Origin of the sequence: Arthrobacter sp. PM3 (assembly GCF_003352915.1) — a bacterium.
Taxonomy (GTDB): domain Bacteria; phylum Actinomycetota; class Actinomycetes; order Actinomycetales; family Micrococcaceae; genus Arthrobacter.
On the sequence record NZ_CP022314.1, the window covers coordinates 2,197,981 to 2,213,340 of the forward strand.

A 15,360-nucleotide genomic window follows, 5' to 3' on the forward strand; every position below is an offset into this window, starting at 1 on the left:
ACGTGATCGAAATTGGCGGGCTGCCGGCCCACGTCCTGCTGGTCCACGCGGTGGTGGTACTCGGCCCGATCGCCGGCCTGGGCGCCATCATCTACGCCGCGGTGCCGCGATGGCGGAACTACCTTGCCTGGCCCCTGGCCGTCTTGTCGCTCGTGCTGGTCCCGGTAACGGTGGTGACAGCGCAAGCCGGTGAGCAGCTGGAAAAGGCCCGTCCGGCCTCGGCCCTGGTGCACGAGCACGCCGAACAGGGCGATGTGCTCAAGGTGGTTTCGGTGATCTTCTTCGTCATCGTCGCGGCCATGCTGGCCGTCACGTACGAGCCTTTTGGCCGGCGGCTGGCGTTCCTGGGCGGGTTGCGGGAGAACCGGGTGGTCTGCGTGATCCTCCTGGTCGCCGGCGCCGCGGCCGGCGCCTTCTTCATCTACCAGAGCATCGTCACCGGTCACTCCGGCGCGGCCTCCGTCTGGGGTCGCTAAGCCGGCGCCCGGGCGGGTCCGTGCTCCGCTGACCCGCGCCGGACTTTGCGCAGCGTCACGAGGAGCAGGGCCAGGGCGGCAACCTGAAGGGCGGCCACCGCGGCGATGAGCAGCGGCCGGGCCCCGTAAAGCCAGCCGTACAGCGCGCCGCCAACCAGCGCCCCTGCGCCCTCGAATGCCGCGAAGACGCCGTAGGCCGTGCCCTGGCGGGGCTGCGGGACGAGGTCGGCGACCAGCGCCTTGACCGTGGAATCCTGGACACCCGTGGCCGCGCCCCAGACCAGGACGCCCGCCACTGCGGCCCCGGCACCGGGTGCCAGGGCCAGGATCGGCACGGCCGCAATCAGCACGGGCAATCCCAGCAGCACCGCGGCCCCGGCACGGTCGTACAGGACACCGCTGGCGAGGGCGGCGAGGGCCGCAGCCCCCATGGCGCCGGCGTACAGCAGCGGAACCACCGGGACGGGGACAGCGACTGCGGCCGTCAGATGGTAGGAGATGACGCCGAACGCCACCAGGCCCGCGCTCCAAAAGAACGCGGCCACGGCAAACAGGGCGAAAGCGCCGGCGAACACCGGCGGACGGCCGGGGTCCGCCGCCGGCGACCCGGCGCGGCCGGCGTCGGACGCCGGGGTATCCACGCCGGGATCGCTGACCCGGCGGCGCAACGACACGAGGATTGCCAGCGCGGCCGCCGCCGGAATGACCAGCACCGCAAACGCTGCCGGCAGTGAACCGGTGGCAACCAGCACCGCGGACACGAGCAACGGGCCCAGGAGGGCCCCGACCAGGTCCAGGGACTTATGGACGCCGAAGCCGCGGCCGCGGCCCACCGCAGTGGCAGCGGCGGCCAGCAGAACGGTCTTGGCCGGGCTGCGGACGGCCTTGCCGACCCGGTCCCCGATGATGAGCGCGGCCGCCAACGCCAGACCGGCGGATCCCGCCAGGGGCGTCACCGCCAGCAACGGGACGCAAACGGCGGTGAGCGCATACCCGGTCATGGTGAAGGCCCAGTACTTCCCGGTCCGGTCCGCCCAGGGTCCGAACAGCAGCCGGAGACCCTGGGACGCGGCCTCGGCCGCGCCGGTCACCAGGCCGACGAACAGTGCGGACGCGCCGAGCTGGGCCAGCAGGGGGCCGCCGAGCGGGCGGGCGCCGTCGGACACCATGTCCGTGGCGAGGCTCACGAGGCCGAATCCGAGCACCGGCCCCCACAGCCGGGACTGCCGTTCCATTCCCTAAGGCTGGCGGACGTCCCCGGAAAAGACAATATGCGCAGGTCAGGGGCCTGCGCGCCGTCCGTGATGCCGGAAGAAATATAGCCGGAAGCGGTTGTTTCGTGTCTGCGGCTTGATACTTTTTTCACAGCCGATCCGCACCGTGCGGGCCGGGGGGACCCACGATGTCGGACTGAATAGAGGAACTGTGAAGCCCTTTTCGCATCTGCTGCGCCGCAGCGACAGGAGACTGCCGGCAATCTCCGCCGCGTTTCTTGGCTCGGCCGTCGCCGCCGCGCTGGCACTCACCGGCGTCGCCGTGACGGCGCCGCCGCTGGCCGTCGCCGCCACCACCCCTGCCCCCACCGGGTGGCTGCACACGTCCGGCGGGACCATCCTGGACTCGAACAACGCCCCGTACACCATCAAGGCCGCCTCCTGGTTCGGACTGGAAACACCGGACTGCGTCCCGCACGGCCTGTGGGGAACGCTCACCATCGACGAGGCCCTGGCCAACATCAAGTCGATGGGGTTCAACACGGTCCGGCTGCCGTTCTCCAACGAGTGCCTGGCCGCGACGTCCATCAAGGGCAGCGTCAACTACTGGGCCAACCGGGCCTACAACCTCGAGGGCAAGCGCCCCCTGGATGTCATGGACACCGTCATTGCCCGGGCTAGGGCCAACGGACTGCAGATCATCCTGGACCGGCACCGGCCGTCCTCCGCTGACCAGTCTCCGCTCTGGTACACCTCGGCCTACCCGGAGTCGAAGTGGATCGCCGACTGGAAATTCCTGGCCGACCGCTACAAGAACGATCCCACGGTCATCGGCGCCGACCTCCACAACGAGCCCGCAGGTGCCGCGACCTGGGGCGGCGCCGCCGCCACCGACTGGCAGGCCGCCGCCACCCGCGGAGGGAACGCGGTCCTGGCCGCCAACCCCAACCTGCTGATCATCATCGAGGGCATCGAGAACCAGGGCAACGGCACGTCCACGTGGTGGGGCGGCGGCCTGGCCGACGTCAGGAACAAACCCGTCACGCTGGCCACGCCCAACCGCGTGGTGTACTCCCCGCACGACTACCCGCCGTCGCTCTTTGCCCAGAAGTGGTTCAGCGATCCCAACTACCCCAACAACCTGCCGGCCGTGTGGGACGCCAACTGGGGCTACCTCCAGAAGCAGGGCATCGCCCCGGTCCTGCTCGGCGAGTTCGGCACCGCGCTGCAGACCACCCCGGACAAGCAGTGGATGGAGAAGATCGTCTCCTACCTCGGCAGCAACGCCATGAGCTTCGCCTATTGGTCGTTCAACCCGAACAGCGGCATCACCGGAGGCCTGGTCCAGTCGGACTGGCGCACCCCGGAAGCGGCCAAACTCGCGGCCCTCGCGCCGATCCTGAAGGGCACCGCGACGCCGACAGCGACCGCGGCACCGACGGCGACGCCGACGGCCACTGCGACGCCGACACCTACGGCGACTGCGACCCCGACTCCGACCGTCACCGCCACACCGACGCCTACGGCAACGCCGACTCTGACGGCGACCGCGACGCCAACGCCCGTGCCGACGTCGGGCGCTCCGATCAGCGCGGCCTGGAAGCTCAGCAGTTCCTGGAACGGCGGCTATGTGGCCAATATTGAGGTCACGGGCCTCCGGGCGGCCGCCGGCTGGAGCGTCAGTTGGCCCGATCCCAACGTCACGAAGGTCGTCAACTCCTGGGGGATCAGCTGCACCGCGGTCCCGAAAGTGTCTGTCACCTGCAGCGGCTCGGACTGGGCCACGAAGATCGCCGCCGGCCAGAAACTGTCCGTGGGCCTGCAGGTGGATTCACTCAAAGCCCCGGTCAACCCCGTGCTGACCCTGAAGTAATCCGTCGGACCCGCCGGGCCGGCGGTGGGCCGGCCGTGCGTCACCGGTACCGGGCCGGCGGCTGCACGGTCAGCGCGAACGGCCCGGCGTGGTCGGACGTGACCCGCACAACGTAGGGACCCGGCGTGAGTCCCGCGACGTCGATCGTCCGGCGCCCGGCGTCGTTGGCGGCTGCCCGCACCAGTTCTCCGGCGTCATCGAGCAGTTCCACGTGGACTGACTCCGGGAGCACGCCGGTGGAGGCGTCGCCGAGCACGAGTTCGTGGTCGCGGAGCATGTCCTCGCCGATCACCACGCCCCGGAACTCCTCCGGCCGGCTGAACCAGTCGGGGTGCACGTCCTCCCACCAGTCCGGGAGGATGTGCAGCTCTTCCTGCCAGCTGCGGCGCAGGGCGTCCGCGTTGAGGTTCGCGCCGACCCACAGCGTGTACCGCGTATGGGTCGGTCCCGAAACCCGGACGTAGTAGGTCCTGCCCTCCTGGAGCCCTAACGTCGTGGAGCGGGCATGGTTGGTGAAGAGCTGCCCCCGCGCGTCGTCGTACAGGGTGACATCGACCTCCTCGTCGCTGCCCACCACCACCTGCGGGATCCGCAGGGCGCCGACGTCGGCCGGGACGTTTACCCGGAAGTAGTCCTGGTCGGCCGTCGCCGGGCCGGCGCCGAGGCTGTGGAGTGTCAGAGGGAAAAACCCCGGACCGAATTCGAACAGTGCCGATACCCAATCAGGCGCCCCGGCCGGGCGGACCACGCGAAGATGCGTTGCCGTGTCAAACGTGTCATTCGCCTCGAACGGATCCGGTGCCAGGGTGCCCGGACGGATGCGGCCGGAGAGCAGGTAGGCACTCGGCCCGCTGCCGCGCACCACCAGGCGGTACCGGCCGGATCCCAGCTCGGCCGTCAGCCGTGCCGTCCCGGCGCCGGCCGGGGCCGTGACGGCAGCCGACGGATCAACGGCGTTCGGATCAGTGCTCTCCAGGAGGAGGCTGACCCGGGACAGCCGGTCGTACCATTGCAGGTCGACCTGGAGGGTCGAAAACGAGGCGATATCCAGGAGGAACTCGTCCCTGTCGCCGGTGCGGTTGATAGCGGAGTTGAATATCGGCTCGAAGGTGCCGTCGGCTCGGGGGAAGAGCCGTTCCGGGGCGCTTTCTGTGGCCGTCTCCGCCATCCGCGCGGACATCGCCGCCCAGACGGCGGCATAAGCGTCGAGGCCCTTGCCGCCGGGTCCCGCTCCGTCCCAGCCGGCCGTCACGAGGGTGTCCCGGAGCTGGTCCACGGAAAGGGCCGGGTTGGCGTAGCGCATCATCGCGGCAACGCCGGCAACCAGCGGGGCCGAAAAGGACGTCCCGGACGGCAGGGATCCTGTCAGGCTCATCGGCGTCGGCACCACCGGGATGTTGACTCCAGGCGCCCAGAGGCCCACCGAACTGCCGTAATTCGAGAAGCCCGCCTTGGTGCCGTCATCGTTCAGCGCCCCGACCGTGAGCGCCCGGGGGGTGCGCGTGGCCGGACGCAGCACCGAGTCATCCGGCAGGCTGATGTTGTCGTTGCCAGCCGAAGCGATCATGAGGACCCCGTTGTCGGCCGCCCAGTTGAACGTGTCGTTCCAGGCGCTCGTGCCGAAGAAGAATTCCACGGACGTGAACCCGCCCGAATAGACCACGAAGGGGATGCCCCATTGCGTGCACCGGATCATCGCGGTCTTGGCCGAATCGGCAGAGCGGTCGTCGTAGAAGTAGCAGGCACGGGCGACGCTTCCGCCGGATCCTGCGGCTCCGGCAACGTTTCCCACCGCAGCGGCCGCCGAACTCGCCACCATGGTGCCGTGGTAGGTCGTGCGGCCGGGGCCGGTAGGGATACCCGCGACGTCATCCACGGTGTTCCAGCGCGGCAGTCCTGTGCCAAGATCAGCCAGCGCTTGGGCGCCGCCGGAACCCGGCGTACTCGGTGCGTCGAACCAGAAACCGCTGTCCACAATGGCCATGAACACCGGTCCTCCGCCCGCCGACCGCGCCAGGCGCAGCGTCTCGATCAGTTGCCAGGCATCGGCGATTCGTGAGGGTCCGCTGAACGCAGGCCAGGTGGTTGGATCCGCGCTGTAGAGCAGGCCGGCGCCCTCAGCCGGACCATAGAGCGGAAGCGAGTGATGGTCGACGCCGACCTCATTGAGCCAGACACCGCGCCCTTCCTCCAGCATCGGAGCGATGAGTTGGCTGAGCGCCAGCCCGGCCGGATCCGAGTAGCGGATGCGGCCGGCGGCCAGTCCGGCGCGGTCAAGGCAGGCGCCGAGATTCACGTCCCGCGCGTCGGGGAGCCGGTCAAAGCGGAACTTCACGCTCCTCGGCAGGCCCGTCGGATCGACGGGCTCGGGACGCCCGACTCCGGCCCGGCGGAATTCCTCCGGCAACCCGGGATCTGAGGCGTCCCGCACGATCCTGCCGCCGAGACCGGTCAGCCGGGCAATCAGTTCGCGCTCGCCGGCGTCGACGATCACTTCGTCCGCCACGAAACTCACCGGCCGTCCGTCGTCGAGCGCCAAGGCCGCAATGGGCCGGCGGCTCTGCCACGAACGGGCCTGCGCGAATCTGGCGAGCGATCCCGATGCTTCGTCGACGTCGATGTCCATGGCTGCCTGCTTTCTCGAGCGTGGCGAGGACAGAGGCGCAAGAGCGCGGCGTGATCGCCGATTATTCTCCGATACCGAGGTCCATGATGGCCCGGCCGGCCCGACGTGTCACTACCCCCGGAACAGGGGTTGCGACGGCGTACTGCAGGGCGATTTCGCCGCAGCCAGCAAAAAACCCCGTATCACCGCTGAATCAGCGGAAATACGGGGTTCTTCCCGAGCTTCCTATCAGAATCGAACTGATGACCTTCTCATTACGAGTGAGACGCTCTACCGACTGAGCTAAGGAAGCAACCACATGAAAGTCCGGTGAACCGGGCGGATCATGCAAGAGACAACTGTAATAGAGTCCCGGCGTCCGGGTCAAAATGAGCGTCCGGCGCCCAACCTGCCCTAGCAGACGGTGTTGTCCGCCGGCGCTTTGCCGTCCACCAGGTAGTTGTCCACGGCGTTGCCGATGCAGCTGTTGGAGCGGCCATAGGCCGTGTGGCCCTCGCCCTTCCACGTCAGCAGCGAGGCGTTGCCCAGCTGCTTGCGCAGGGCGCTGGCCCATTGCAGGGGAGTAGCCGGATCGCCGGTGGTTCCCACCACAACGATCGGGGCCGATCCCTTGTACTCCACCGGGGCAGGGGTCCGGACGTTCTTGTACGGCCAGTCCTTGCAGTTGCTGCCGCCGTAGGCGAAATAGTAGCCAAACGTGGGCGACACCTGGCGCAGCTTCTGGTCCTCGGCCCGCATGGCGGCGGTGTCGGACACCATCGGGTAGTCCAGGCAGTTGATGGCGTTGAAGGCGAAGGAACTGTTCGAACTGTACGTGCCGTTGGGTTCCCGGTCGGCGCCGAAGTCGGCCAGCTGGAGCATGCCTGTGCCGTCGCCGGCCAGGGCCTGCGCGAGGGCCCGGGTGAGGATGGGCCAGTTGTCGTTGTTGTACAGCGGGATGATGAGGCCGCTGACGAAGGTCGACCCCGAGACCTTCCGCCCGTCCCTCGCCGGCAACGGATTGGCCTCCGCGGCAGCGATGGCATTGGTGATCTGCTGGACACCATCCTCGGTGCTTCCCGTGAGCGGGCATCCGCTGCTCTGCAGGCACTTGGCGACATAGGCGTGGAGGGCCTTGTCGAAGGCAGCAGCCTGGTCGCGGGTCAGTTCCTCGTTGCTTCGCGACGGGTCCATGGCGCCGTCAAGGACCAGCCGGCCGACATTGTCCGGGAACAGCGACGCGTAGGTGGAGCCCAGGAGGGTCCCATACGAGTAGCCGAGATAGTTCAGCTTCGCGTCGTTGACCACGCCGCGCAGGATGTCGAGGTCCTTGGCGGCGCTGACGGTGTCGATGTGGGCCAGGACCGGGCCGGTCTTCTCGACGCACTTGGCGGCGATGGCCTTGTTGTCGGCCAGGGCTGCGTCCAGTCCGGCGTCAGTGTCCAGGGCGTAGGTCTTGGCGCGGAACTCGTCACGTTCCTTGTCCGTGAGGCAGGTGACCGGGGCGGAGCGCTTCACGCCGCGCGGGTCGAAGCCCACGATGTCGTAGGCGGACCGGACCTTCTCCGAGATGTTGGTGTTGGCCGCGTCCCGGACGAAGTCGTAGCCGGAGCCGCCCGGACCGCCCGGGTTGACCAGCAGGGTGCCCTTCTTGTTGCCGTGCGTCGCGAGCTTGATGGCGGCCAGCTCGATGCGGTCGCCGTCAGGCTTGCTGTAGTCGAGCGGGACTTTGACCGTGGCGCACTGGAAACTCCCCTCGCACGGTTTCCAGTCCAGCTGCTGGGAGTAGTAGTCGCGCAGTTCCGCGGGCGCCGCGGCGACGATCGAGGGGTCCGGCTGTCCCGCGGCCGCGCCGGACGAGGCGGCGCCCGAGCCGGTGCCGCCGCCCCCGCCGAACAGGCTGCATGAGGCCAGCGTCAGCGCCATGGCCAGGGCGCCGGAGGCCCGCATGCCGACCGCCAGGGATCGGGATCTCGCGGACCGGGGTCGAGCAGGCTTCATGCGGTTCTCCTTGGGGATCGGAACGGTGGCGTTGGTGTCGGTGCGGCGGCCGGGGCCGTCAAATCAGGCTTGACGCCATGGACTCGATGGCCAGTAGCGGAGCAACGTTGGTGGTGGTGATCCGTTTGCGGGCTTTGTTGATGGCGTCCATCCGGGCGAGGGTCACGTCGGCGGTGGAACGCGCGGCGAACTCCACGAGCTCACCTCGAAGTTCAACGTTGACGAGCTCGACGGCGTTCCCCATCTGGATGATCAGGACGTCCCGGTAGAACGACAGAAGGTCCGTCAGGGTCCGGTCCAGGGAATCGGTGACGGAGCGCTTGGCACGGCGTTTCTGGTCGTCTTCAAGCTGTTTGACCTGTCCCCGCATGGCCGGCGGCAGCGTGCCTGTCTCCGGCGCCCCGAGGGTGGCCAGCAGCGCCGCCTTCTCGGCGGCGTCGCGCTCCTCATTGGAACTGGTGGCCTCGTCGGTGGCGATCTTGACCAGCTTCTCGGCCATCATGACTGCCGCCGTGACGCCCCGCAGCGCCAGTGGGAAACGGACCGTTTCCAGCCGGCGCTCCCGGGCCTCCGGATCACGGGCGAGGCGGCGGGCAATCCCGACGTGGCTCTGCGCCGCCCGGGCGGCACGCTCGGCGACCGCCGGGTCCACGCCGTCGCGCTTGACCAGCAGGGCCGCGACGTCGGCCGCGGGCGGGAGCCGCAGCGCGACGGGGCGGCAGCGGGAGCGGATGGTCACGAGGACATCGGCGGGGGAAGGCGCGCAGAGCATCCAGACGGTGCGTGGCGTGGGCTCCTCGATGGCCTTGAGCAGGACGTTGGTGGTGCGCTCGGCCATCCGGTCCGCGTCCTCCACCACGATGATCCGCCACCGGCCCGACGCCGGCCGGTTCCCGGCGGTGGCGACAAGTTCGCGCGCCTCGTCGATGGTGATGGTGACCTTTTCGGTGCGGACGAACGCGACGTCGGAATGGGTTTCGCCGAGGATGGTCAGGCAGGCCGGGCATTCGCCGCAGCCGCGCAGACTGACGTCCTCCTGGTCACAGTTCAGCGCCGCCGCGAAAGCCTTGGCGGCATTGGACCGGCCCGAGCCCGGCGGCCCGGTGAAAAGCCACGCATGGGTCAGCCCCTCGCCCTGCGCAGCCTGGCGGAGCTGTGCCACGACGGCGTCCTGGCCCTGGAGGTCGTCCCAGACGGTCATGCCGTGCTGCTTTGGGGAACGGCCAGCAGGGATTCGACGCGTTCGAGGATCCGGGCGGAGAGTTCGGCGACGGGCAGGCGGGCGGGCAGCACCAGGTACGACTCCGGGCGGGCCGCGGCCAGTTCCAGGAAGGCGGCCCGAATCCTGGCGTGGAATTCGTCGGCCTCGGACTCGAGCCGGTCTTCGGCGGCCTCACCCGCGGTGCGCCGCTGCCGGCCGACCGCGGGGTCGACGTCGAGCAGCACCGTGAGGTCTGGCTCCAGCCCCGAGGTTGCCCACGCGTTGATGTCCCGGACCGCGTTCGTCCCGAGGCCGCGGCCGGCGCCCTGGTACGCCACCGACGAATCAATGTAACGGTCGGTGAGGACGATCTCGCCGCGGTCCAGGGCGGGGCGGATGACCTGGCTGGCGTGCGCGGCGCGGGACGCGGCGAAGATCAGGGCTTCCGTGTGGGCATCGATGTGGCCGTGGCCGTGATCGAGCACCAGGGAGCGCAGCTTCTCGCCGATCGGCGTGCCGCCCGGTTCCCGGGTCCGCAGGACGGTCAAGCCGCGCGATTCCAGGGCCCTGGCGAGTTCCGCCGCCTGGGTGGACTTGCCGGCACCGTCGCCGCCTTCAAAGGCAATGAACAGTCCGGGCAGCGGCCTGCGCAACGGTTGAGGGGACGCTCCGGGGCTCTGGGTAGTCACGGTTCTAGACTACCGACAATCACCGACATTCCAGTCGGCGCAGACCATCGGGAGGGCGCGTAGCACGACGCACAGCGGGACGCGCTGCGGCAGTGCGGCGGGTTTGCGATCGTGTCCGGCGTAACGGCTTCGCCGCCCCGCGGGGCACCCACGTACGCTGTCCGCATGAGTCTTTCTGAAGATCTGGCCGCGAGGCTTTCGCCGGAATCCCTGGTCGTGGCCGCGGGCCGCCCGCCACGCAACCGCGACGAACCCGTCAACCCACCGCTGGTGCTGTCCTCCACCTACTTCGGCACCGGACCCCTCGGCGACGGCGACCGCGGCTACAGCAGGTACTCCAACCCGACCTGGGACCCCTTCGAGGAGGCGCTGGCCCAGCTGGAAGGCGCGGAACTGCCGGGCCTGCTCTACGCCTCGGGGCTCGCCGCCGTCAGCTCGGCCCTGTCCCTGGTGCCTGCCCAGGGCGTGCTCGTCATGCCCTCGCACAGCTACGCGGGATCGGTCACCATGGCCACCGAACTCGCCGAGAAGGGGTTCCTCGAACTGCGGACGGTGGACATCGCCGACACCGACGCCGTCCTGGCCGCGATTGCCCCGGCCGGCGGCCGGCCCGCCAGCATGCTGTGGCTGGAGAGCCCCACCAACCCCATGCTCGGCATCGCGGACATGCGCGCCCTGACCGCCGCGGCGCACGAGGCCGGCGCGATCGTCGTCACGGACAACACCTTCTCCACGCCGCTGGTGCAGCAGCCCCTGAGCCTGGGCTCCGACGTCGTCCTGCATTCGGTGACCAAGTACCTCTCCGGCCATTCCGACGTCGTGCTGGGTGCGCTCGTGACCTCCGACGCCGGTCTCCGTGCCGCGCTGCTGCACCACCGCACCATCCACGGCGGGATCGCCGGTCCGTTCGAGGCGTGGCTGGCCCTGCGCGGGCTCCGCACCCTGGCGCTGCGGATCGAACGGTCGCAGGCATCGGCGCAGGTCCTGGCCGAGCGGCTGAGCGGGCATCCCCGGGTGGCCGGCATCCGCTTCCCCGGCCTGCCCTCGGATCCCGGCCACGAGCGCGCCAAGGCCCAGATGAAGGGTTTCGGGTCCATCCTGTGCATCGAGGTGGCCCCGGTGACCGGCGGCACGGGAAGCTGCGGCGGCGCCGAGGCCGCCGACCGCCTGGTCCGCGCCCTGCACCTCTGGCTGCCCGCCACGTCCCTGGGCGGGGTGGAGTCCCTGATCGAACGCCGGCGCCGGCACACGGCCGAGCCGGAGAGCGTCCCGGACAACCTGGTCCGGATGAGCGTGGGAATCGAGAACGTCGAAGACCTTTGGGCCGATTTGGAGCAGGCATTGGAGGCTCTGGGCGGCTAGGCTGGGGGAGTGGACGGACGCATGCTCATTTACTTTGTCGAATCCGGGGTCTACCTGGTCCTGGCCGTCGTGGCCTTTTCCTTGGAGACCTGGGCGTTTTTCGACTGCCTCCGGCACAAGGCCAACGCGTTCGAGGCCGTCTCCAAGCGGACCAAAACCTTCTGGCTTGCCCTGACCGGCGGCGCGTTCGCCGTGGGCCTGTTCTCCCTGCTCGCGCAGCTCGGCAGCGGCAGCGGCGCCAGCTCGCTCGGTATTTTCGGGCTGGCCGCCGTGACGGCCGCGTCCGTCTACCTGGCCGATGTCCGTCCCGCGGTCAAGGACGCCGGCCGCGGCGGGAACCGCAACATGGGCCCCTACGGGCCCTGGTGACCCCACCGGCCCCCTAAGCTCGCAGGCTCGCTGAGGGAACCCTGCCGGCGTGGGCCCACCCACCGGGCGCTTAGGGTCCGGGCGCGACGGCGTCCCAGCCGACCGTCACCTCGCCCAGCCGCCAGCGTGACGGGCCGTCCTGGACGGGCCAGCCGGCGTCGAGCAGCATCCGGCACATCGCGGACCAGCGCTGCCGGTTGCCGAACGAGGCCAACGGTGCCGCCTCCAGCCAGGCCCTGTCCATCGCCTGCAGGTAGGCGTGGATTTTCTCGCCGGGCACATTCCGGTGGATCAGGGCCTTGGGCAGGCGTTCAGCGACGTCGGAGGGCAGCGTGAACGCACCGAACCGCATGGACACGCTCAGGCTCAGCGGCCCCCCGGCGTCGAGAGCCACCCACGCGGCGCGCCGGCCGATCTCATCGCACGTGCCGTCGATGAACAGTCCACCCGGCGCGAGCCGGTCCTGCACCAGCCGCCAGATGCCCGGCACGTCGGCTTCCTCATATTGCCGCAGCACGTTGAATGCCCGGACCAGCACCGGGCTGCCAGCGACGGGCAGTTCGAAGCCGCCGAGCTGGAAGCCCAGGCCCGGCCGTTCCAGCGCCTTGGCCTGCCGGACCCGCTCAGGTTCAATCTCGATCCCGACCACGCGCACGTCCGCGCGGACCGCGGCGAGGCGCTCGAAGAGTTCAACGGCGGTGGCCGGTGACGCGCCGTAGCCGAGGTCGACGGCGAGGGGATCCGCCGCGGCACGCAACCGCCACGCCTGCGGCCCGGTCAGCCAGCGGTCCACGCGGCGCATCCGGTTGGGGTTCGTGGTTCCCCGGGTCACGTTGCCCACGGGCTTGCCCCCGCGGACACCACCTTTCGCCACTACCCGCTCCGCCTTCTGCACCACACAGCCAGCCTATCCCTCCGGGACGGGCCACCCCGGGGTAGCCTGACACCAAACCCCATCGCAAGGAAGAACCGATGCCTGAACTCCGTGAGAACAACATCCCCGACGTGACCTTGAACAACGGCGTGACGATTCCCCAGCTGGGCTTCGGCGTCTTCCAGGTCCCCGAGGAACAGACCCAGCGCATCGTGGAGGACGCCTTGGCGGCCGGTTACCGGCACATCGACACCGCCGCCGCGTACCGGAACGAGGCCGGCGTCGGCGCCGCCATCGCCGCTTCCGGGATTCCGCGCGAGGACATTTTCATCACCACCAAGCTGCGCAACGGCGAACAGGGCACCGCCCTCGACGCGTTCCGGAACAGCCGCACGGCCCTCGGCGTCGACTACCTGGACCTGTACCTGATCCACTGGCCGGTTCCCTCGCAGGGGCTCTTCACCGAGGCCTGGAAGGCCATGGAAAAGCTGTACGCCGGCGGGGAAGTCCGCGCCATCGGCGTCTCCAACTTCCTCTCCGGCCACTTGGACACGCTTCTGGAAGCCGCGGAGGTCGTTCCGGCGGTCAACCAGATCGAAATCCACCCGACCTTCCAGCAGCAGGAGCTCACGGCCAAGAGCCGCGCACTGGGCATCGCCGTGGAAGCCTACAGCCCGCTGGGCCAGGGCGCCGACCTCGACGCCGCCGCCGTGCAGTCCCTGGCCGCCCGGCACGGTGCGACCCCCGCCCAGATCGTGCTCGCCTGGCATCTGGCCCAGGGCACGATCGTCATCCCGAAGTCCTCCCGAAGCCTGCGCATGCGGGAAAACCTGGGCGCCGCGGCGCTCACGCTCACCCCCGCCGAACTGGCGGAGGTCACGGCACTGGAGTCCGGGGCCCGCATCGGCGCCGATCCCGCCGTCGCCGCGCACAGCCAGATGTAGCCCGGCCGGCGGCGTGATGTAACTCTCGGCACGGCCCGCGGACGCTCGGCTAGGATGAAAACCATGACCTACAAGCTGATTCTGCTGCGCCACGGCCACAGCGAATGGAACGCCAAGAACCTGTTCACCGGCTGGGTGGACGTCGACCTGAACGACCAGGGCCGCGCTGAGGCGGTTCGCGGCGGCGAGCTCCTCGTGGAGAACAACATCCTCCCCGACATCCTCTACACCTCCAGGCTGAAGCGGGCCATCAACACCGCCAACCTCGCCCTGGACAAGGCCGACCGCGGCTGGATCGATGTCAAGCGCGACTGGCGCCTGAACGAGCGCCACTACGGTGCGCTGCAGGGCAAGGACAAGGCCCAGACCCTCGCCGAATTCGGTGAGGAACAGTTCATGCTGTGGCGCCGGTCCTACGACACCCCGCCGCCGCCCCTGGCCGACGATTCCGAGTTCTCCCAGTTCGGCGATCCGCGCTACGCGGACCTCGGCGACGCCATCCCGCGCACCGAGTGCCTGAAGGATGTCCTCATCCGCCTGCTGCCGTACTGGGAATCGGACATCAAGGAGGATCTCCGGGCGGGCAAGACCGTCCTGGTCACCGCCCACGGCAACTCGCTGCGCGCCCTGGTCAAGCACCTGGACGGCATCAGCGACGAAGACATCGCCGGCCTGAACATCCCCACCGGCATCCCGCTGGTCTACGAACTGGACGAGGACTTCAACCCGGTGAACCCGGGCGGGACCTACCTCGACCCCGAGGCCGCTGCAGAGTCCATCAAGGCGGTCGCCAACCAGGGCAAGAAGTAAGCGGCCCCACCGCGGCCGTGGAATCACAGCGCTAAAACAGCACCAAACAACAAACGACGGCGTCCGGCCACCCCCAAGGTGACCGGACGCCGTCGTCGTCTCCGCGGAAGTCCGCGCCGAGGCGTTAGGGCGAACGCGCTAGGCGTGCTCGATGCTGTTCGGCTGCCAGGCACCGGTCACCAGGTAAGTGACCTTCTGCGCCACCGAGACGCCGTGGTCGGCAAAACGCTCGAAGTAGCGGCTGGCCAGGGCGACGTCGACCGTCGTGGCCGGGGACTCCTGCCAGTCGCTGCGCGCGATGGCCTTGAAGACGCTCAGGTGGAGGTCGTTCACGGCGCTGTTGGCCTTCATGATTTCCCGGGCCACTTCGAGGTCGCGGGTGGCCAGCAGGTCCGTGAGCTTCCGGGCGATCAGCAGGTCCTGCTCCGCGAAGCTCTTGAACGTCTCCCGCAGCTGCTCCGGGATCACGGACGCGGGGTAGCGCAGCCGGGCGAGCTGCGCCAGGTGGCGGGCCAGGTCCCCCATCCGTTCCAGGGAGGCGCTCATCCGGAGCGACCCTACGAGCATGCGCAGGTCGCTCGCCACCGGGCCCTGGAGGGCCAGGATGTCGATGGCGTGCTCGTCGAGGCTGTTCTGCAGGAAGTCGATCCGGGCATCGGCGGCAATCACGTCCTCGGCGAGGTCGATATCGGCGCCCTGGAACGCCGTCGTGGCCTTGTCGATGGCCTCCGTGACCAGCGATGACATCTCGACGAGCTGTTCCCTAACCTGGGCGAGCTCCTCCTGAAAAACCTTACGCACGTGTGCGTCCTTTCCTCGGAAATATTGCCTGCCATTGACGCGGCAGGCCTATTTCGGTTCACCTACCGGCGCTCCAACTGTCAACTCTTTCAGTGTCCGGTGAACTGTTACGCGCCAATAGGTGAACGTTAGCTGAACCGG

At 69.1% G+C, this 15,360-nt stretch carries 13 protein-coding genes and 1 tRNA gene; 6 read left to right on the forward strand and 8 right to left on the reverse strand.

All coding sequences use genetic code 11. The features are described from left to right. The first annotated feature begins 2 nt into the window (after positions 1-2). Entirely contained in the window at positions 3-476 is a 474-nt protein-coding gene (locus CFN17_RS10145) for a DUF2231 domain-containing protein (RefSeq protein WP_208747613.1), read from the forward strand. Here the strand turns inward: CFN17_RS10145 and CFN17_RS10150 are convergent. After that, positions 473-1,711 carry an MFS transporter gene (locus CFN17_RS10150; protein WP_222612626.1) on the reverse strand — a complete coding sequence of 413 codons (1,239 nt, stop codon included), beginning with the start codon at positions 1,709-1,711 and terminating at the stop codon, positions 473-475. The genes CFN17_RS10145 and CFN17_RS10150 overlap by 4 nt on opposite strands. A gap of 190 nt (positions 1,712-1,901) precedes the next feature. On the opposite strand from CFN17_RS10150, the gene CFN17_RS10155 reads away from it, so the two are divergent. Further along, complete coding sequence (locus CFN17_RS10155) at positions 1,902-3,563, forward strand: cellulase family glycosylhydrolase (RefSeq protein ID WP_261792143.1); 1,662 nt, start codon at positions 1,902-1,904, stop codon at positions 3,561-3,563. A gap of 40 nt (positions 3,564-3,603) precedes the next feature. On the opposite strand, the gene CFN17_RS10160 is transcribed toward CFN17_RS10155, so the two are convergent. The 5 genes from CFN17_RS10160 to tmk all read right to left on the reverse strand — a co-directional run bounded on the left by CFN17_RS10160 (position 3,604) and on the right by tmk (position 10,059). After that, the gene (locus CFN17_RS10160; protein WP_208747614.1) at positions 3,604-6,189 is read right to left on the reverse strand and encodes a S8 family serine peptidase; all 2,586 of its coding nucleotides are present in this window, start codon (positions 6,187-6,189) and stop codon (positions 3,604-3,606) included. A 219-nt stretch (positions 6,190-6,408) separates the two neighbouring features. Continuing rightward, positions 6,409-6,481, reverse strand: a tRNA-Thr gene (locus CFN17_RS10165). A 101-nt stretch (positions 6,482-6,582) separates the two neighbouring features. Beyond that, a complete protein-coding gene (locus CFN17_RS10170; RefSeq protein ID WP_208747615.1) occupies positions 6,583-8,169 on the reverse strand; it encodes an alpha/beta hydrolase in 1,587 nt (528 codons plus the stop codon). 58 nt (positions 8,170-8,227) lie between these two features. Further along, positions 8,228-9,370, reverse strand: coding sequence for a DNA polymerase III subunit delta' (locus tag CFN17_RS10175; protein ID WP_208747616.1), 1,143 nt, complete (start codon positions 9,368-9,370; stop codon positions 8,228-8,230). Then, on the reverse strand, positions 9,367-10,059 hold the full coding sequence (gene tmk / locus CFN17_RS10180; RefSeq protein WP_261792144.1) for a dTMP kinase: 693 nt from the start codon (positions 10,057-10,059) through the stop codon (positions 9,367-9,369). Before tmk ends, CFN17_RS10175 begins: the two co-directional genes overlap by 4 nt. A 165-nt stretch (positions 10,060-10,224) precedes the next feature. On the opposite strand from tmk, the gene CFN17_RS10185 reads away from it, so the two are divergent. After that, on the forward strand, positions 10,225-11,421 hold the full coding sequence (locus CFN17_RS10185; RefSeq protein WP_208747617.1) for a PLP-dependent aspartate aminotransferase family protein: 1,197 nt from the start codon (positions 10,225-10,227) through the stop codon (positions 11,419-11,421). 9 nt (positions 11,422-11,430) lie between these two features. Continuing rightward, positions 11,431-11,790, forward strand: a complete 360-nt coding sequence (locus CFN17_RS10190) for a DUF2516 family protein (RefSeq protein ID WP_208747618.1) — start codon at positions 11,431-11,433, stop codon at positions 11,788-11,790. 70 nt (positions 11,791-11,860) lie between these two features. Here CFN17_RS10190 and CFN17_RS10195 read toward each other — a convergent pair whose 3' ends face one another. Beyond that, complete coding sequence (locus CFN17_RS10195) at positions 11,861-12,688, reverse strand: class I SAM-dependent methyltransferase (protein WP_208747619.1); 828 nt, start codon at positions 12,686-12,688, stop codon at positions 11,861-11,863. Between the two features lie 74 nt (positions 12,689-12,762). Here CFN17_RS10195 and CFN17_RS10200 point away from each other — a divergent pair, with 74 nt between their 5' ends. Both CFN17_RS10200 and CFN17_RS10205 read left to right on the forward strand, forming a co-directional pair. Beyond that, positions 12,763-13,608, forward strand: a complete 846-nt coding sequence (locus CFN17_RS10200; protein WP_208747620.1) for an aldo/keto reductase — start codon at positions 12,763-12,765, stop codon at positions 13,606-13,608. A gap of 63 nt (positions 13,609-13,671) precedes the next feature. Beyond that, positions 13,672-14,418: a phosphoglyceromutase gene (locus CFN17_RS10205; RefSeq protein ID WP_208747621.1), complete on the forward strand. Its 747-nt coding sequence runs from the start codon at positions 13,672-13,674 to the stop codon at positions 14,416-14,418. Positions 14,419-14,556: 138 nt separating this feature from the next. Here the strand turns inward: CFN17_RS10205 and phoU are convergent, their stop codons facing one another. Further along, complete coding sequence (gene phoU / locus CFN17_RS10210) at positions 14,557-15,219, reverse strand: phosphate signaling complex protein PhoU (protein WP_208747622.1); 663 nt, start codon at positions 15,217-15,219, stop codon at positions 14,557-14,559. Positions 15,220-15,360 lie beyond the last annotated feature (141 nt).